The following is a 19,063-nucleotide window of genomic DNA, read 5'->3' as shown; positions in this document are numbered from 1 at the left end:
TCAGGGTGAGGGTTGAAAAAGTCATGTCTTTCCAGCCCTCATACCTTGACCAAATTGTGGAGGTTAAGCTGTGAAAGTTGAACTTATCGGCGGTTTCCTTGGGGCCGGTAAAACAACATTGATCAAAGGCTTGATTGATGGCTGGTCTGGTAAGGAAAAATTGGCGGTGTTAGTTAATGAATTTGGTGAAGTCGGGATTGATGGAACCCTTTTAGCTGGGCGGGGAACGGAAGTAGTGGAATTGTCCAGCGGTTGTATTTGTTGTACTCTAAATGCCGATCTTAAAGCACAGGTTACTAACCTTGCCAGGACTTATCAGCCTGAGCGCCTGTTGATTGAGCCAACTGGGATAGCCACCACTAAAAGTATTTTAAATATTTTGAGGAGTTTAAGTCTTGAAAAGTTTATTACAACCATCCGGGTTACCTTGCTTTTAGATTGCCTTTCTTTTGACTCAAAATTGAAAATGTTATCATTCATCGATAGTCAGATTGCTTTAGCTGATCTAGTTGTTTTAAGTAAAAGTGACTTGGTTTTGCCACAGGTTATCAGCGAAATAAGCAGTAGAGTGGTAAGAATTAATCCCCAAGTGCAGCTTATTCAAGCTAGATACGGTCGAGAAGCTATCGAAGCTCTAGTAAATGATTACCGGGAAGGCAGTATTAAAACTATGTCGGACGATAACGCAGACGATGCAGCCCTTTTTGATGACTATCAATCCATAGGAATAACTTGGCAAGGCTTTGTGTCAAAGGGAAAATTACTGAAGTTGTTTGGCAATTTCAAAGAGAGTAGTTTCGGCCAAATTGTCCGTGCTAAAGGTTTCTTTTTTACAGAGGAGGACAGGTGGCTAGTTCTGGATTTTGTCCAGGGACACATTAATCAAGAGTGGTCAGAGGGGAAAAATTATAGTGAAAATAAATTGACAGTTATCGGTAAGGAATTGAATCAAGATCTCATGAATACAGCTATCGTTGCATGTCAGGTAAGAGAGGGTGATTGAATAACTGATGAAAAACCTTGGAGTAGCCCTTGACTTGGGAACGAGTGGCCTTCGCGGTCAGGCAATTGATCTTGATACAGGGCAGATTATTAAAACAGTAATTACTGCCCGACATCCTTTACCTGGAGCCAACGTCATGGATCACCTGACTTACGCGATTGAGGTTGGACTTGACTCCGCTCATCATATCCTGATTGATGCCGTAAACCAGGTTTTGACTGCCTTGGGTGACATCAGTCCCAATGTGGTACGTCTAGCCGTCTGTGGTAATCCGATCCAGCTTTCCCTGTTCGAAGGGATTGAGGTAAGGGATTTGGCCTATGCTGGTAAAAGGAAAAAACAGGCAATGGGGATTATTGAACCCAACCGGGACGGTAAATTGCTATTGGCGAGAGATATCGAGGGGCTTAATCTTCCCGCAACAGCGGAAGTAGTGATTCCCCCGGCGGTTGAACATGAAATTGGTGCCGATGCCTTAGCAATGATGCTTAAATCGGGGATGTTGGAGCGGAAGGAAATTGCCTTAGTAACCGATTATGGTACCAATGCCGAGATGGCCTTGAGAGTGCGTGGTCAAATCATTACTGGTTCCTGCGCAGCCGGGCCTGCATTGGAAGGACAACATATCCGGTCTGGAATGCTTGCAGGGCCGGGTGCGATCTCTGACCTTAACCCAAAAGGCGAACATTATGCTGTATCCGTTTTAAACTCCGCTATGCTAACTGAAACAGTCGTTGAAACTGATCTTTTAACAGGAATAACTCGAAGGTTGACCAAGGGAAGTATCAAAGGGATTACTGGTACTGGGGTTATTTCCCTTATCGATCTGGCTCTAAACAATGGTTATGTTCAGTTACCGGGAATTAAAACAAAGGATCACCTTATACATCTGACAGACAATGTGAGGTTTAGTGAACAGGACCTGGGCGAGGCTGGCAAAGCTATTGGTGCCATCAGAGCGGGTTACATTGCCTTGTGTAAGGCTGCTGGTATCGAGGTGGATCAAATAGAGGTAGCCTATATGGCCGGCGCATCAGGAACCTATGTTGATGCACTTAAAGCTCAACGTATTGGGTTGGTCCCACCCACAGTGAAAAAAATCTACCAGATTGGGAATACTTCTTTAGCTTTAGCCCGGGATTTGGTCTTTCAGCCACAAGAACTTGAAGAGTTGAAAAAACTAGCAGTGAACTTACGCGCAACCCACTGCATGTTTGGTGATTACGAACCTTTCTCTCAGGCTTATTTATTGGAACTCTCCTATTGGGATGAAGGGATGCCGCGAGATTTATATCTGCGTTTTTGCCGAAATTACGGCTTGTCTCCTCTACCGAAGTTTACTAAGGAGGCCGAGGTCTTAAAATGGCACGAACGGGATATTCCTGATTTGGGAGCGGAGGGGCTTATGGTGATCGAAAAGGTTGGTTTAGAGCGGCACCAGGCCTTCCCAGGATGTACTGGTTGTGGAACTTGCACAAGTCAGTGCTTAGAAGAAGCATTATCACTGGAGTCAGATAAAGGAGAGAACGTCCTTGTCTTAAGACTAGATCTGTGCAATGGTACTGCTTGTCTGAAGTGTGTAAGGGCTTGTCCTGAAAAAGTATATAACTTTGCAGCGATAGGTTTAAATAAGATCTAATCATCCCACTTTAGAATTTTATGTAAAAAGCTTTTTTAATGGTTATTGATAAAAATTTCATTAAGATAATGGAGGAACAAGAGTTATGAAGACAATGACCAGTCGTGAAAGGGTTATGGCAGCCCTAAACATTCAACCTGTAGACCGCTTGCCAGTGATCAGCGTTTGCCAACACGCAACTTATGACCAAATGGAACAACTCAAAAGTTCTTGGCCTGAGGCCTTTCATGATGCTAGTCTAATGGCTAAATTAGCTAGTGGTGCCCACTCAATGCTGGGTTTTGATGCTGTAAGAGTGCCGTTTTGTCAGACTCATGAAGCTGAAGCTTTTGGGGCTGTCTTGAAATATGGTGGTAAAGCAGGGTTACCAAGCGTAGATATACATCCCTATCATATAGGGGACAAGGTTGATTTTCCTAATGATTTTCTAAGCCGGGGACGTATACCAGCGTTGCTGGAAGCTATTCGGATTTTAAAACGTGATTATGGTGACAAGGTTATTATCATGGGAGGTATTATCGGTCCATTTAGTATTGCCAGTTTGTTTTTTGACGTCGCGCTTTTTCTAAAGGCAACTTTCAAAAAACCAAATGACCTAATTCCCTATATTGAGTTAGGTGAGCGTGCAGGGACAATGCTTGCTAAGGCAATGGTAGAAGCCGGAGCAGATGTTATTTGTGTGGAGGACATGATGGCCTCAATGGATATGATTAGTCCAAAGATCTATCGAAACTTGGCGTGGGAATACGAAAAGAGACAGGTTGAAGGGTTGAGTGTACCTGTGATAATCCATATCTGTGGTAAGGTGGATCCAATAATAGTGGATATCGCCAAAACAGGTTGCGGTGCTATCAGTGTTGAGTCCAATGTTAATGTTCCTGAAGCGTTGGATAAGTTCAAGTTAGAGGGGATTAAAACTCCGATAGTAGGGGGTGTTGATCCTGTTAAAACCCTGTTTACCGGTCAACCAGAAGATATCAAACGAGAGGTCAGAGATGCAATTTCTATAGGATTCTCTATGATTTCACCTGGATGTGCCATACCGCCAGCCACTTTAACAGCAAATTTGAGAGCTATGGTGGATACCGTTAACGAGTAGCAAGTTTAGATTTATACTTCAAACCGGCGAATATAAATGCAGGCCGCTTCAAATAAAAGCTGACCCGGTAACGGGGTTAATTTTTGCCTATATATTTAGCCACAGAAAAAACAGTTTACACTAAAGGTCCTTTAGATTAATTTGTTTTTTAAATAATTAATGAAGGAGTTGTTTAAACAATGTCCCAAGAAATTTTGGATCGGCTAAAACAAGGGGTTATCGATTACGACGAGGATGCAGTCAGTAATGCTGCCAATGAAGCTTTGGCCCAAAACGTCAATCCACATTCAGCGGTCTTTGACGGACTGGTACTTGGCATGGTTGAAGTCGGTCGTCTGTACGAGGAACAAGAGTATTTCGTACCGGAAATGTTAATGTGCGCTGACGCTATGTACGTTGGACTGAACATTCTCAAACCCCATATGTCTAAAAAAGAAGGTGCCTCAAAAGGGGTTGTCGTTATGGGCGTTGTCCAGGGCGATGTGCATGACATAGGCAAGAACATCGTTCGCATGATGTTTGATGCCTCCGGCTTCGAAGTTCATGACCTTGGAAGGGACGTACCTCTAGACAAGTTTGTCGAGGAGCAACTGAAAACGGATTCAGATATGGTTTGTCTCTCGGCCATGATGACCACGACGATGGTGGGGATGAAAGAAATTATTGAAAAGATCAAGGAAAAGAATCCCAAGTGTAAGATTATGATTGGCGGGGCGCCGGTAACCAGTGATATAGCTTCGCGTTGGGGTGCTGACGGCTATGCCCGGGATGCCAACAATGCGCTCAAAGATGCCATTAATATGATTGCCTCGTTGAAAAGTATTTCTTAGGAAAGTATCTCGATGAATATTTTTGAAGACATTTAAGACTGAGGTGTTCAAATAGTAACCTAAAAGTTTATGGAGAGGAGGACAAACATTGGAATTCAACGTAATATTTCAACCATCAGGCCGGCGCGGCAAAGTTGAAGCTGGAAAAACTATTCTTACGGCGTCCCACGAACTCGGAGTTGATATAGAATCAGTTTGTGGTTCTTCAAAAGTTTGCGGTAAATGCAAAGTTAAAATTGAGGAAGGCTATTTCGAAAAATTCGGCATTGAGTCTCGCGTCAGCCATCTCAGCCCACTGACCCAACAAGAGCAAAAGTACATGAAATCTAAAGAGATCGAGGAGAATTACCGCTTTGCCTGTGCTACGGAAGTTCATGGTGATATCTTGGTTTTTGTCCCTGAAGAAAGCCGAGGAGCTCAGCAAATCGTTCTAGAGACGGGCAAAGAGCGGGTGTTCACCTTAGACCCTGCCGTTCGCAAATACTATGTCGAGTTAGAACCCGCCACCTTAGAAGATCACAGAGGAGATTTTGAACGTCTGCGTGAGGCTCTCTCTGCTAAATATTCAAAGCTAGGCGAGAATCTGGCGATGGATTATTTTGTTTTGAGGAAATTACCTCTGGTTTTGCGTAAAGGCGAATGGAAGGTCACCGTTACGATCTGGCAAGGTCGAGAGATCATTGATATCGAACCAGGTTTTAACGAAAAGATCGTCGGAGTCGGCATAGACATCGGAACGACAACCGTAGCAGCCTATTTATGCGACTTGCATACAGGCAAAGTACTGACTAAGAAGTCTATGATGAACCCTCAGGTGCGTTACGGAGAAGACGTACTCTCTCGTATCAGCTATTCAATGATGGAAGATAATGGCCTGGAAAAAATGCACAACACGATGGTCGAAAGCATTAACATTCTGATCCGGAAAATGACAGAAGAAGTAGGTCTGTTAGCGATTGATGTACAGGAAATCGTACTGGTGTTCAATACTGTGATGCATCATATAGCCCTGAACATCGATCCCAAATTCATGGGCCGTTCCCCATTTGCCCCCGCCATCAAACAGTCCATGGATATTAAAGCACGTGATTTAAAAATCGAGATCAATCCCTGCGGGAATATTCACGTACTTCCGATTGAAGCAGGCTTTGTGGGAGCCGACAATATGGCGGTTCTGATTGCCGAAGAACCCTATAAACATGATGAGATGCGCCTAGTCATTGACATCGGAACCAACGGTGAAATTGACGTTGGCAACAAACATAATATGCTCTCAACCTCCTGTGCCACAGGGCCGGCTCTAGAGGGCGCGCAGATCAAGTTTGGTATGCGGGCGGCACCAGGAGCTATCGAAAATCTTCGTATCAATCCAGAGACGCTCGAACCTCGCTACAAAGTCATCGGGAACGAAGTGTGGTATCCAGAGGACAAAAAACTCGGAGCGAAAGGAGTCTGTGGTTCTGGAATCATTGACGCCATAGCAGAGCTGTTCAAAGCGGGCATCATCGGCCCCAGCGGCCGTTTTAACAAAGGCCTTGAAGAGTTCCCTCGTGTTCGTAAAGGTTCGGACGGCAGGATGGAATATGTTATTTGTTGGTCTGATGAAACATCCATAGGCCAGGACATTTCTATCACCATCGGTGATGTACGCGCCGTTCAACTGGCTAAATCTGCTCTTTATGTAGGAGCAAAATACCTGATGGAGAAGTTGGGCGTTGAACATATCGATAGCGTCACCTTGGCTGGAGCGTTTGGTTCCTTTATCGATGTCGAGAGTGCGATGGTCATTGGTATGTTTCCGAACTGTAATCTTGAGAAAGTTAAAGCAGTGGGGAACGCAGCGGGCGATGGAGCGCAGATTGCCCTTCTGAACAAAGAAAAACGTGTAGAAGCTGATCGAGTGGCAAAAGAAGTCTTCTTTGTGGAGACAGCCATTGAATCAGATTTCCAACAACGTTTTTCAGACGCTATGGCTTTCCCTCATAGCCACGATGCTTTCCCAAGCATTCAGCATATCCTTGACCGGATTCCTAAGCGAGGTAAAAGGCAGACCGCTCGCTAACTCGAAATAGGCTAAGTATTAAGAATCAATATACACTTGACTGTCCTAATCCAATATACAAGGTTATCGTAAGGCGGAAATATTGGCTATTAAAGTAGAAACTTGGGTGATTATTGATGCGAATAAAAGGTAAGGGAGAGATGGAATAATGTTGACACTAACACCGCGGGAAAGAGTGCTCAATCTCTTTGCCGGTAAAGAAGTGGATCGTCCTGCCTGTTACAGTGGAATGGGGAACGTAACGACTGTCGCCTTGGAGGAAATAGGTTGTAAGTTCCAGGATCTGCACGGAGACGCCCAAAAAATGGCTAAAGCAGGAGCCAGTTCCTACCACCTGTTTGGCTACGAGAGCGCCGTGATTCCATTTGACCTATGCGTGGAAGCAGAGGCCTTAGGATGTGCTATGAATCCCTATGACAATGTCGAACAACTTCTCTACCCTACAATTAAAGAGAAGACCATTCACACTGAGGAAGAAATAACAACGTTCCCCATACCGGATGATTTTTTAGAGCGTGGTCGAATCAATGTTATTTGCGAAGCCATTCGCTTACTAAAAAAGGATATCGGCCAGGACGTGGCCATTGGCACTTATCTATTGGGACCTTTTACCCTGGCAGGGCAACTCATGGACCTCAACGACCTTTTCAAGCTTTCTTTTAAAAAACCCGATAAAATAAATCAAATGTTGGACCGTTTAGCAGATGTTCAGATCGCCATCGGGAGAAAATTCTACGAGGCTGGAGCGGACTATATTACCGTGCGGGAAATGGGAGCAACTACGGATATCCTGAGCCCCAGGGCCTTTAATAAAGTTATAGCCCCACATCTGAAAAAGATTTTTGCAGGCCTACCAGGAAACAATGTTCTGCACATTTGTGGAGGGACCAATAGCGTTATCGGGAACATGAATAAGTGCGGAGCCGCTGCAATGAGCCTTGAATTCAAGAACGATATGGCAAAAACAAGGGCGGAAATCGGTCCGGATTCCTTGATCTTTGGGCAAGTGGATGCCTATAATGTCCTTGTCACCGGAACCCCCGAGGATGTAGTTAAAGGAGTGCTTGCTAGTTTAGACGCAGGAGTTGATGCTGTCTGGCCGGGTTGTGATATATGGCCCACCGCGCCCTTAGAAAATCTAAAAGCTATGGTAGAAACCGTCAGAGAACACGGTGCTAGTCGCTGGGTACGTAACTTAAATGTTGGAGGGTGATAAAGTATGTTCACTTTAAAAGGGAACCAAAAAGTTTGTCAAATCGGACCTTTCAAAGTGGGAGGTCAGTTTGGAGAGAACCCGCCACTCCTTATTTCTTCTATGTTCCACAACGGAGACCGAATCCTGGAAAGCCGCAAAGATCATAAATTTGATCATGCCAAAGCGGTGGAATTCTTAAAACAGCAAGAGGCACTCTCAGAACAGACGGGAATACCGGCGCTCGTTGCCATGGTTGCTAGTTCGACAGAAGAAATGAAGTACTACATTGACTTTTTCACGGAACATAGTGACCTTCCCTTCGGAATTGACATGTGGGTACAAAAACCTCGCCTCGAAGCTATGGAATACGCAGCCTCCAAAGGACTGCTGGACCGTGTTCTCTACAACAGTATTACACCTTGGGATAAGGATATACCTGATCAGGTGAAAGCCCTACGCGAAATGGGAGTCAAACACGTCGTGGTCCAAGCATTTGACGAGAACGACCAAAAGTCTTCCGGTCGCCTAACTTCCTTTGAAAAATTGATGGAAGTAGTGGGTCAAGGGGGGTTCCAATCAATCCTTGTTGATACCGCTGTCATGAACCTGCCTGCAACAGCTTTTTCCTGTCTGGGTAATAAACTGATTAAGGAAAAGCATGGCTGGCCTGCGGGAGTGGCTTCTTCGAATGGTACGTTTATGTGGAAGGAAGCTAGAGAACTGTGGGGCCAAAACGGTTTTGCCGGAATGGATGCCGCTGGTCAAGCAATCTCTGCACTGCTCTGGAGTGACTTCATCTTTTATGGACCTATATCCATCGCTCCCAGGATTTTCCCGGCAGTCGTTTCGGCTTCTCTATTTCAAGCGACCCTAGCTTTTGAGGAAACAAAACGCTTGCCGGAAAATAAAAATCACCCTATTTACAAATTTTTCGGAGCATTCGCCGGTAAATTAAGTGATGGGGAACAGGTTGAATTGGAACATGGCGGAATTGCTCAGTAGTTAAAAAGATACGGGATTATTTGGTGAGAGTGAGGTGTTGGCGTGTGTGCCAACTGGAGCATCTAGCCCAGGATAAACTGGATCCAGCCAGTCTATTGAAAAAGATCAAGGATTGGGGATGCGAGATTGTAGGCATAGGCGATGTCAGTAATGGTTTGCCGCCTGACTTAAAAGGTCTATCCACGGCAATCTCCCTCGCTCTAATTCATCCTGAACAGCAGGTTGAAGACCAAATCTATGAATACCGTTTTTTAGAAATAGAGCGAAAGTTTGAGTATATCCAGAAAAAGATCTCCAAACAGCTCAGGGATGATGGTTGGCGCTTTTTGGAGATCCCCACAGACACCAGCAAACAACGGGACCGATTGATCTCCAGGATCCACCCTCTTTTTCCTCATAAGACAGCTGCAACCTGTGCCGGTCTAGGTTGGATAGGTAAGAGCGGATTGTTGATTAATCCCGATCACGGGCCGCGGCTCAGTTGGGCAACAGTCTTAACCAATGCTCCTTACTGGGCTACTGGAAAACCATACATCCATGGACAGTGCGGACACTGCAACGCCTGTGTTCGAGCATGTCCGGCTGGTGCGATTTCCGGGAAAGAGTGGAGTAGAGGCACTAATTACGAAACGATGATAGACATCGTGTCCTGTGCGCAACAGCTCGAGAATAACCGAATCACTATCGGCGAACTTGCCTGCGGTAACTGTATTAAGATCTGCTGGCGTGGTCACGATATTTGAACAACCATGGGCCTGTGTGACAACACAGGCCCATCGGCATTTCGACCAATACTCGATCTTTATTCAATGCTCAGTAAAATATTACCATACACCTTTTATATAAGTATTTAGCATGATATAATGCGTCAAGGGGGTAATGTCTATGCGAAAACTGCCCGTGGAGTTACAATCTTGGAAAGAATTTTTTCAGGCGCGAGTTGAGATAGCTGCTGTTTATTTATTTGGTTCACTTGGGACTGAGTTTGAACATCCGCAAAGTGATATCGATTTGGGAGTAATTTTTAATCGCCCAGTTACACTATCTGAAGAATTGGAGCTAGATGGAGCCTTAAGCCTTCATGTTGGTCATGATGGAATAGATTTAGTAAATCTGAATCGTGTTTCTATTGCGTTACAGTTTCGCGCACTCCAGGAAGGTATACTTGTTTACGAAGGGGACTATATAGAACATAGCGATTTTATTGAATGTGTGATTAAGACCTATCCGGACTATGCTGTTAAGTATGCAATATTCTCTCGAGATTACGAGCTAGCTCTTAAGGAGGAATACAGTCATGGTGGATAAGGATATCATGCAGCGAAAACTTTCTTTCATAGATTTAAAATTGCGTAATCTAGAGACGTTAAAGCTTATGGAACGACAGGATTTTTTAGCTAGTTGATGACTCAGAGATTTATCGGATTTTGCAGGAAAATCTGGATGATATTAAAGGTTTTATCCATGCTGTTCTGCGCACTTTTTTTTAACACAAAACATGGAGGATTTTATTATTGAAGGTTATAGACACCCTTTGGAAATTCATGCTTTCTGAGGGTGTTTTTGTTGGTGAACGACTTGGAGGGATAAGAAGGGCAGGCCTTTGCCTGCGGAAGTTGTTGACTAACCATAGTTCCTGATATAATTATAATAATATGGCTTAGATAGTGGGAGATTTAAGTTGATTAACGAGAAGGATTTCTTTGCAGAGATCAAGGCTAGAGGCTTTAATTTGACGGAACAACAAAAACAGGCCGTGGTTCATAATCAGGGTCCTCTCATGCTTTTAGCTGTTCCCGGCGCAGGTAAGACCACCGTTCTAACTGTTCGCTTAGCTTACTTAATTCTTGTAGAAAATGTAGATCCTCGCAGGATTCTTTGTCTAACCTTCGGGCGGGCAGCTGCCAAGGAAATGCGGGAACGATTTGTTATGAACTTTGGGACCATGGTAAGCGGCCAAACGGAAGGACTTCATAAAAAAATTCATTTTTCTACGATCCACAGCTTTGCTTATGAAGTAGTTCGGACAGCTTTTCGTCAAAGAGGGATCGGATTCGAAATTATTGAGGAACAAACAGGCGCTGCAAGCAAGATGGGGGTTCTGCGTAGAATTTATGAAAAGTATAATCTTTCTACGATTACCGACGAGCAGCTAGAGGGGTTACAGAATGCCATTTGTTATGTAAAAAATACCTTATGCAAACCCGAAGAGCTTGCCAAGAGTGAGATTGAAAATTTTTCTTTGATTTATAACGATTATGAAAACTATAAACAAAACAGCCATCCGAGGCTGATTGATTATGACGATATGCTATCCCTGGCGTTTCAGGAGTTAAAAGAAAACCAGAAGTGCTTAGAGGTTTATCGCAAGCGCTTTGACCATATCCTCACGGATGAGAGCCAGGATACGTCTCTTTTACAGCATAGAATTATCGAAATGGTCGTTAAACCTAAGGACAATATTTTCGTGGTGGGGGATGATGACCAATCAATTTTTGGGTTTCGAGCGGCTGAACCAAAGTATCTTTTAGAGTTTGAACAGACTTACCCGGGTGCGAAAATTCTCCGGATGGAGCAAAACTTTCGTTCCACTCCGCAAATTGTAGAGGTAGCTTGTGGCTTCATTCGTTCTAATAAACAGCGTTTTGATAAAGACATGTTTACGGAAAATCCCAAGGGAGACGTCCTGCAGATGGGCCAATTTGCAGGAATTAAAGAGCAAAATCAGTTTATTGTCCAAAACCTTAAGAACCAAAACAATTTAGCGAAGGTAGGAGTACTGTATCGTAATAATTTATCCGCTATTTGTTTAGCAGAAGAGTTAGATCGGGCCAATATTGTCTTCTATATGCGAGAGTCGGGTAAACAGAGGTTTTTCTCCCACTGGGCGATTAACGATATTTTAAATCTCCTGCGCTTCTCGTTTAGCGATAAAAGCTTGCCTACTTTAGAGCGGATATGGTCTAAACTGAGTTGTCCGATTCGAAAGCAACATCTCGATTTACTTAAGCAAGTACCCATTGATCGTTCCATCTTCGAAATTTTGGCTGAACAACCAGGGGTGACGTCAAAGGGGAAAAGTGAGTACTTAGATCTGAAAAAACGGTTTAAGGAGCTTAATACACTTTCACCCACTAAGGCCATTGATTATATCCGAAACCAGTTGGAATATGATAAAGCGATGAAGAGAATCTGCGAGTCTTTAGGCTTTTCCGAAGAGTACGTCGGAGGTCTCTTGGATATTCTCAGCACAATTGCCCAGAATGAACGGACGATCGTGGATTTTGCCAATCGTTTAACGTATCTTGAAAAGCTGATGATGTCTTCATATAAAAACAAGCACAATAACGCCGTGACCCTTTCCACAATCCATTCTGCAAAGGGTTTAGAATGGGAACAGGTATATTTAATTGATCTTGTGGAAGGGATTATTCCCGAGGGAGAGACGATCAAGGCGGAACAAAGTGGGCAGAGCGATTCATTAGAAGAGGAAAGACGCCTTTTCTATGTAGGGATGACCAGGGCCAAACGCCAGTTAACCCTGTGCTCCATGAGTTATTATCATCATAAACGAGTGAAAGCGTCTCGTTTCCTCCGCGAAGTTAATCTTGTAAGTCAAGGTAAAAATCCACTAGACATCACCGCCAAAGGCGTAGAAAACCAACAGAGCGATTTGGTCAAAGGATTGGTTGTGCAACATAAGGCCTTTGGAGAAGGAGTCATCGTAAAAGACGATGGGAATGTGATTATGGTTCTTTTCAAGAACGGTGCACAGCGTTCCTTTATGAAGGACATCTGTGAAAAGGAGAGCTTGATTTGGGCAATTTAAGCGGGCCACTCAAACAGTTTATCAATCTGACTTTAGAAAACATCGAAAAGGAACATCTGTGAGTACATTTACTCAATGAAGGATACTTAAAGAAAATGTTGGGAATGAACTAAAATATATAGTTAGTACTTCTAAAAAAGGCAGTATATGATAAACTGATTAGAGATAATCTTCCTTGATAAAGGAAGAGAAATTTTCGAGGAGGAGGTAAGATTATGATTGCTGAAGTAAACCAAGAGGAGTGCATCGGGTGTGAATCATGCCCTGAATTCTGCCCTGAGGTATTTAGGATGGAGGCTGACGGGTTAGCCGTTGCTTATACAAACCCGGTTCCCAGTGAGTTTGAGGCAGCTGCTCAAGAAGCCGCCGATGGCTGCCCAGCACATTGCATTATCATTACATAAGCTGTTGCGTTGCATGATCGCCTGAAATCTCGGGCGATTTTTTTTATGTCGCTAATTATTTTGCGTTATTAGTTCTTTATGACTTGTATTTTTATGCCCTAGCCAACAGTGGCGAAACTTGCAGGTAAGGTAGAAGTTTAAAGATCAAGGTGTTTTTGTCAGATTGGGTTTTAAGCGATGAAGCAGATGGGAATTATCTCTAGGCTGGCCACACGTCTTTAGTTTTTTTCTATTATATTAGAATTCATATTTAAATACTTTTTGTTTTGTCTTAAAAATTGAAGATAGCTGTCGGAAAGTTGCAGCAAAGATTTTATTCTTTGCTCTTCTTTAAGGAAGAACTCCTGATTTTTAGAACTATTACGATTGTCTAAGTTCTGCCCCATATTACTCCCCGCGAGATGGAATACGTTTGACGTTATAAATGTTCCGTCAGGATGATGAAAACGAAACCCTAGCAAGTTCTGCTCAGAGTTCAAGATATCCTGGCCAAAGGTTATCTGTTTTTCTAAGGGAATGCCTAATAGATTAGCAAGGGTAGGAAGGAAATCTATCTGCCCACCGAGAGTATCGATTACTTGAGGTTTTAGGCCGGGAACTCTGATCAGGAAGGGCACATTCAGGCTGTCGATTGCATCATGTTCTCTCCCTAACAAAAGAGTAAGAATATCTTGGTATTCCCTTTCCATGGCTTTAGTGATCCCAAAATGGTCCCCTAAGACGATAAATATCGAATTATTCCATAAGTCTGTCGATTTAAGATCCTCTATAAATTTCCCCAAGGCATAATCTTGGTAATTTGTAGAGGTGAGGTAGTTTCCGATAGAAGTCCCTTCAAGCTGAGGAGGAAGTATGACTCGTTTTCTACTTTCAGGTAGGAAGTAAGGATGATGATTGGTAAGGGCTATGAGACTGGCGTAAAACTTTTGATTCTTCTTCTGGTGATCGATTAAGATCGGCAGTGCTTTCTTGTAAAGAATTTCATCAGAAGAGCCCCATAGACCAAGCATGTCTTGATCTTGGTAGTATTCTTTATCATAGTATTTATCGAAGCCCAGACAAGGGTAAAGCTTATCTCTATTCCAGAAAGTGACAACATTGGGGTGAAAAGTAACAGAGGTATAAGCTTGTTTTTTAAGTAGACGGGGCAAAGAGGGATAATCGATATCCACATAATCATTAGCGATACTACCTGTTTGCAGGGGATAAATCGAAGTATTAGTAATGAATTCGGCATCAGAGGTGTTTCCTTGACCGATCTGGCTATAAAAATGAGGAAAATACATACTTTCCTTGACAAGCTGATTAAGATTGGGGGTTATTTCTTGATTATTGACTGCCAACCCGACAAGGAAGTTTTGGGTTGATTCCAATTGTACCAAGATAACGTTCTTGTCTGAGGCGGCACCGAAATACTTTGGCCAGGGGACAGGTTTTACTTGTTTAAGCTGATTAATAGCAGCTTGGCTAAACTGACTGCTGGGCGAGGAGGCAGCGTTGCTTTTACCTAAATAATTATAGAGCTCATATCCTTGGGCATTAAAAAATCCTACATCACGGGTCATGGCCATCCTGTTATCTTTAGCAGGATAAAGCCAGATGTTAAGGAGCGTGAGAACGAAAGCCAGGGAGGTCGTTATAAAGATTGTCTTCTGATGATAAACAGAAGCGGATTTGCGCTGACAGGCAAGGGGCTGCAGAAGCATATTTAGCTTGAGAGCTTTTCTGTAATAGGAAAGAGGAAGTAGTATCTTTGAAACTTTTAAAAAATTGCGTTGGATAACGATCAAGAAGAAATCAAAGTAGAAGATCAAGTAGGCCAGGGAGAATAGTTCAAAGATGCTTGAACCAAGGTCTTTAATTAAACCGAGCTGTAGGAGAGCTTGGAAATTGGGAATTTGCCCAAAATAACTATCGTAGATAACACTAGCCATAAAGTAGGTAGATAGTAGAAAGTTTACGATCCATAACAATATTGTCCGTGGTTTTGTTAGCTCTAGTAGCCCAAAAATAATCACTACGGAAGCTAACTCCAACACAATGATCTGCAAATCCGCAGTCTCCGGGAATAAAAAACTTCTCAAAAAATATAGTTTAAACATCATAATGAGTGTGAATAATTTAACCCTTTCCCTAAAAAGGATGAGAAAAAGAGGAAAACGCATATGCATAATTCCTTTCGTCTTGAAGGCTTCAGGGCCTATTTATAATCCAGTTTAATCCTATGACATAAAGACGAAAGGTATGTTTTCTATAAATTTAAAAAACTACCTCGTTTTCTATATAGTGAAAGAGCACGAACACGTGGTAGAAATACACAGAATTATTTATGCTAAGGCGGATGTTAAAAACCTTATTAAATAGTCGCCCATTTGCAATCATCAGTGAATATACCGAAAAATTCACAGGTCTAACATAAAGAGCGCATCCGCAACGCGGCACCTTCATTACAAAGGTATTCTTAAATACTAAAGAACTATCTGCTCCGAGGAAGAAACAAGGAGACAGGGACCCTGTTTCGATTTTAATTATCTGAAAAAGAGTCCCTGTCCAAATTAGGGGAACAAGGTCATTGATCTAATATTGGTTTTTATGCAAGTTATGTATAATCAAAACGGCCGTTTGACTATACATGACTGCATATTAATAAAAAAATCGAGAGGTTGTTGTTTTATGGACTTATTAAATCTATCAGCCAGTCTGGACAATTTTTTCTGGGGTAAAGTCATGATCTATTTATGCTTGGCAGCCGGTATTTATTTTTCAGTACTCATGAGATTTCCACAGGTGCGCTTAATTAAAGACATGGTCAAAAATCTTTTTGCAACTAAAAGTTCAGACGAAGGCGTTTCATCGTTTCAGGGCTTCGCGATGGCTTTGGGCGGACGTGTTGGTACTGGTAACATTACAGGTGTTGCAAGTGCTATATTCTTTGGTGGTCCTGGTGCTGTTTTCTGGATGTGGGCTATAGCTTTCCTGGGTGCAGGCTCAGCTTATATAGAAGCCGCGTTAGCTCAGGTTTGGAAACAAGAGATTCATGGTGAGTATCGCGGTGGTCCAGCGTACTATATCGAAAAAGGATTAGGTAGTAGGAGCCTAGGCATGGCCTTTGCAGTTCTTACCTTGGTGTCTTGCGGTCTCCTTCTTCCTGGTATTCAATCCAATTCTTTTGCAACTGCTGCAAAAGGGGCCTTTGGTATTGAACCTATCTTTGTAGCTATTGTATTTTCAGGGTTACTTGGTTATATCGTATTCGGCGGCGGCAAGAGAATCGCTAAAGTAGCTGGGATGATTGTTCCATTCATGGCGGTTGCTTACGTGGCTCTGGCAGTAATTATTTTAGCCGTTAATTTCACTAAGGTTCCCTATGTTTTCGGCTTAATCTTTAGTAGTGCGTTTAACATGAACGCAGTATATGGTGCTGTCTTCGGATTAGCCATCAGTTGGGGTGTTAAGAGAGGCATATTCTCCAATGAAGCTGGTCAAGGTACAGGCGCTCAGGCTGCAGGTGCTGCTGAAGTATCACACCCTGCCAAACAAGGTCTTGTTCAAGCCTTCTCAGTTTATGTTGATACATTGTTGGTATGTACTGCAACAGCAATCATGATACTTTCAACAAACACGTTCAATGTCGCTAACCCAGCGGGAGGTTTCATATCAGAATTTGTTCCGGGCATGGAAAAAGGAAACTTTACACAAGCAGCTGTTGATTCATTTATACCAGGGATTGGCGGCGGTTTCGTAGCAATTGCCTTGGGCTTCTTTACCTTCACAACGGTGTTAGCTTATGCATTCTACACGGATTCTAATGTTGGTTATCTCTTTAGACACAATAGTAACGGCAGCGGTTATAAAATGGCGATCACAGCTTCAAGAATTGGTATTGTAGTTATGGTTTTCATCAGTACAATTATGTCGGCAGACGTGGTTTGGAACTTTGGTTCCGCAGGGGTTGGTGCAATGGCCTGGTTCAATGTTATCGTAATCATACTGCTGACCAAGCCGGGGATTGCCACTCTAAGAGACTACGAGGCACAGAAGAAGCTGGGCGTAGATCCTGTATTTGTTCCAGAGAGAATTGGTATTAAAGGTGCTGAACTCTGGCATAAGATTGTTGCCAGAACCTATGCAAATGAATTGGCGGCACTAAAGGCAAAAGACAAGACAATCAAATAAGAATAGGGTGTCTATTTTTGCATAAAGGATCATAACATTGTAGTTGGGTAATACGAATTATTTCCTAAGTTAGCAAATTGCTATTTCAGCTAAATATTTTAACTTTGAATCCTAGATTTAAAAATCTGGGATTTTTTTATATCTAGAATGTGATTTTGGACTCGCTTTTAAGAGTCTGAAAACAGTGCACCTGTCCCTCTGTTTACCTATCTGGCAGCGAAACAGCTTCAAGCGAGAAAAAAAAGTATATTCAAGGCGAGAAAATTACGATATAACTATATTAATTAGACCAAATGACGGAGGTTAGGTAATGCAATTGCAAAACTACTTTGAAGAGTTTAGAGCTAATACTATCGGTAATAATCAAGTTTTTGAAACCTATTACGGCAATGTCAAGATGGTATATGCAGATTGGACGGCAAGTGGTCGGATGTATGGCCCGATTGAGAGCAAAATTATTAATAAGTTTGGACCCTTTGTTGGAAATACCCATTCCCTGTCCAGTGAAACAGGAATGTTGATGACACAAGCTTACAATATTGCACATCAAAGGATAAAGGAGCATGTCAAGGCAGATTGTAATGATGTAATCATTACGGCGGGTTCAGGAATGACTTGTGTTATAAATAAGCTGCAGAGAATACTGGGGCTTAAGATAAGTGAAAAACTGTGGCCATTTGTAAACATCCCGGAAGAATTAAAACCCGTAGTATTTGTCACCCACATGGAACATCACTCCAATCAGACTTCGTGGCTCGAGACGATAGCCGATGTAGAGATAATAAGTCCTGACAGAAACGGACTGATCGATGTTAATAATCTGGACATATTATTAAAAAAGTATCATGATCGAAAATTAAAGATTGGATCTTTTACGGCATGTTCCAATGTAACCGGAATTCAGACCCCCTATCATAAAATGGCCAAGATCATGCACCAGCACAATGGCGTTTGTTTTGTGGATTTCGCTGCGTCCGCCCCGTATATTCATCTTGATATGCATCCCGATGACCCTGAAGAAAAGTTAGATGCCATTTTCTTTTCACCACACAAGTTTTTAGGCGGCCCTGCCACATCGGGTGTACTTGTCTTTGATTCAAGACTATATGCCAATAATGTGCCTGACAATTCGGGTGGCGGCATCGTAGATTGGACAAACCCTTGGGGAGAACATAAGTATTCTTCTGATATAGAAATCCGGGAAGATGGTGGGACTCCTGGTTTTTTGCAAGCCATAAGGACTGCACTGTGTCTCAGGCTTAAAGAGGATATGGGTGTAGAGAATATGTTGAAGAGAGAAAAGGAACTAATGAATATACTGTTCAGCGAACTTGACAGTGTCGAGGGCCTTCACATTCTTGCGGAAAATATCAGGGATCGGCTAGGAATACTGTCCTTTTATGTAGACAATATCCACTATAATCTTTTGGTAAAAATACTCAATGACCGATTTGGCATACAGTCAAGAGGAGGGTGTTCCTGTGCCGGTACCTATGGACATTATTTGTTTAACATTGACAAAGGTACATCCTATAAAATTACTAATTTTATTAATTCAGGAGACTTGTCTCAGAAACCGGGCTGGGTGAGATTATCAATACATCCCATTATGACAGACCAAGAGGTACAGTTTATTGCAGATGCGGTGAAGCAGATCGTTAAGAATATAAAAGAGTGGCAGGATGACTACTCTTACGATGCTAGCTTAAACGAGTTTAGAAACAGACATTCCCCTGATCAGGAGAATATCAAAGAATGGTTTAAGTTGTGAGCTGTCCCTCAAAAACCATTTATTTTCTGTTCTGTTCCAGTCGAGGAAGCATG

The 19,063-nt window shown here is 42.7% G+C and carries 14 protein-coding genes; 13 read left to right on the top strand and 1 reads right to left on the bottom strand.

Annotation, left to right across the window (positions count from 1 at the left end):
• The first annotated feature begins 70 nt into the window (after nucleotides 1-70).
• The 11 genes from JL57_RS09410 (at nucleotide 71) to JL57_RS09360 (ending at nucleotide 13,063) form a co-directional block, all read left to right on the top strand.
• Nucleotides 71-1,003 (top strand): GTP-binding protein, encoded by a 933-nt coding sequence (locus tag JL57_RS09410; RefSeq protein ID WP_034141796.1) that lies wholly within the window; start codon nucleotides 71-73, stop codon nucleotides 1,001-1,003.
• A gap of 7 nt (nucleotides 1,004-1,010) precedes the next feature.
• On the top strand, nucleotides 1,011-2,642 hold the full coding sequence (locus JL57_RS09405) for a methylamine methyltransferase corrinoid protein reductive activase (protein WP_034141795.1): 1,632 nt from the start codon (nucleotides 1,011-1,013) through the stop codon (nucleotides 2,640-2,642).
• Between the two features lie 85 nt (nucleotides 2,643-2,727).
• Nucleotides 2,728-3,741: an MtaA/CmuA family methyltransferase gene (locus JL57_RS09400; protein ID WP_291299895.1), complete on the top strand. Its 1,014-nt coding sequence runs from the start codon at nucleotides 2,728-2,730 to the stop codon at nucleotides 3,739-3,741.
• Between the two features lie 179 nt (nucleotides 3,742-3,920).
• The gene (locus tag JL57_RS09395) at nucleotides 3,921-4,571 is read left to right on the top strand and encodes a B12-binding domain-containing protein (protein ID WP_034141794.1); all 651 of its coding nucleotides are present in this window, start codon (nucleotides 3,921-3,923) and stop codon (nucleotides 4,569-4,571) included.
• An 88-nt stretch (nucleotides 4,572-4,659) separates the two neighbouring features.
• Nucleotides 4,660-6,633 carry an ASKHA domain-containing protein gene (locus JL57_RS09390; protein WP_034141793.1) on the top strand — a complete coding sequence of 658 codons (1,974 nt, stop codon included), beginning with the start codon at nucleotides 4,660-4,662 and terminating at the stop codon, nucleotides 6,631-6,633.
• Between the two features lie 148 nt (nucleotides 6,634-6,781).
• Complete coding sequence (locus JL57_RS09385; RefSeq protein ID WP_034141792.1) at nucleotides 6,782-7,846, top strand: MtaA/CmuA family methyltransferase; 1,065 nt, start codon at nucleotides 6,782-6,784, stop codon at nucleotides 7,844-7,846.
• A 6-nt stretch (nucleotides 7,847-7,852) separates the two neighbouring features.
• Nucleotides 7,853-8,830: a tetrahydromethanopterin S-methyltransferase subunit H gene (locus JL57_RS09380; RefSeq protein ID WP_034141791.1), complete on the top strand. Its 978-nt coding sequence runs from the start codon at nucleotides 7,853-7,855 to the stop codon at nucleotides 8,828-8,830.
• Nucleotides 8,831-8,874: 44 nt separating this feature from the next.
• On the top strand, nucleotides 8,875-9,573 hold the full coding sequence (locus tag JL57_RS09375; RefSeq protein ID WP_291299894.1) for a 4Fe-4S double cluster binding domain-containing protein: 699 nt from the start codon (nucleotides 8,875-8,877) through the stop codon (nucleotides 9,571-9,573).
• 142 nt (nucleotides 9,574-9,715) lie between these two features.
• Nucleotides 9,716-10,138: a type VII toxin-antitoxin system MntA family adenylyltransferase antitoxin gene (locus JL57_RS09370; protein ID WP_034141790.1), complete on the top strand. Its 423-nt coding sequence runs from the start codon at nucleotides 9,716-9,718 to the stop codon at nucleotides 10,136-10,138.
• 373 nt (nucleotides 10,139-10,511) lie between these two features.
• On the top strand, nucleotides 10,512-12,659 hold the full coding sequence (locus tag JL57_RS09365) for an ATP-dependent helicase (protein ID WP_034141789.1): 2,148 nt from the start codon (nucleotides 10,512-10,514) through the stop codon (nucleotides 12,657-12,659).
• Nucleotides 12,660-12,874: 215 nt separating this feature from the next.
• Nucleotides 12,875-13,063 (top strand): ferredoxin, encoded by a 189-nt coding sequence (locus tag JL57_RS09360; protein ID WP_034141788.1) that lies wholly within the window; start codon nucleotides 12,875-12,877, stop codon nucleotides 13,061-13,063.
• Nucleotides 13,064-13,281: 218 nt separating this feature from the next.
• On the opposite strand, the gene JL57_RS09355 is transcribed toward JL57_RS09360, so the two are convergent.
• Nucleotides 13,282-15,114 (bottom strand): LTA synthase family protein, encoded by a 1,833-nt coding sequence (locus JL57_RS09355; RefSeq protein ID WP_291299893.1) that lies wholly within the window; start codon nucleotides 15,112-15,114, stop codon nucleotides 13,282-13,284.
• Nucleotides 15,115-15,736: 622 nt separating this feature from the next.
• Here JL57_RS09355 and JL57_RS09350 point away from each other — a divergent pair.
• Both JL57_RS09350 and JL57_RS09345 read left to right on the top strand, forming a co-directional pair.
• Nucleotides 15,737-17,239, top strand: coding sequence for a sodium:alanine symporter family protein (locus JL57_RS09350; RefSeq protein WP_034141786.1), 1,503 nt, complete (start codon nucleotides 15,737-15,739; stop codon nucleotides 17,237-17,239).
• 310 nt (nucleotides 17,240-17,549) lie between these two features.
• The gene (locus JL57_RS09345; protein ID WP_034141785.1) at nucleotides 17,550-19,010 is read left to right on the top strand and encodes an aminotransferase class V-fold PLP-dependent enzyme; all 1,461 of its coding nucleotides are present in this window, start codon (nucleotides 17,550-17,552) and stop codon (nucleotides 19,008-19,010) included.
• The last annotated feature ends 53 nt before the right edge of the window (nucleotides 19,011-19,063 follow it).

The sequence above is a fragment of the Desulfosporosinus sp. BICA1-9 genome (assembly GCF_000802135.1).
This window is presented reverse-complemented; position numbering and strand designations above follow the sequence as displayed.

Bases quoted from the DNA above. Each gene is read 5' to 3' on its own strand.
- JL57_RS09405 (WP_034141795.1), top strand. From the start codon at position 1,011: ATGAAAAACCTTGGAGTAGCCCTTGACTTGGGAACGAGTGGCCTTCGC.
- JL57_RS09400 (WP_291299895.1), top strand. From the start codon at position 2,728: ATGAAGACAATGACCAGTCGTGAAAGGGTTATGGCAGCCCTAAACATT.
- JL57_RS09395 (WP_034141794.1), top strand. From the start codon at position 3,921: ATGTCCCAAGAAATTTTGGATCGGCTAAAACAAGGGGTTATCGATTAC.
- JL57_RS09385 (WP_034141792.1), top strand. From the start codon at position 6,782: ATGTTGACACTAACACCGCGGGAAAGAGTGCTCAATCTCTTTGCCGGT.
- JL57_RS09380 (WP_034141791.1), top strand. From the start codon at position 7,853: ATGTTCACTTTAAAAGGGAACCAAAAAGTTTGTCAAATCGGACCTTTC.
- JL57_RS09370 (WP_034141790.1), top strand. From the start codon at position 9,716: ATGCGAAAACTGCCCGTGGAGTTACAATCTTGGAAAGAATTTTTTCAG.
- JL57_RS09360 (WP_034141788.1), top strand. From the start codon at position 12,875: ATGATTGCTGAAGTAAACCAAGAGGAGTGCATCGGGTGTGAATCATGC.
- JL57_RS09350 (WP_034141786.1), top strand. From the start codon at position 15,737: ATGGACTTATTAAATCTATCAGCCAGTCTGGACAATTTTTTCTGGGGT.
- JL57_RS09345 (WP_034141785.1), top strand. From the start codon at position 17,550: ATGCAATTGCAAAACTACTTTGAAGAGTTTAGAGCTAATACTATCGGT.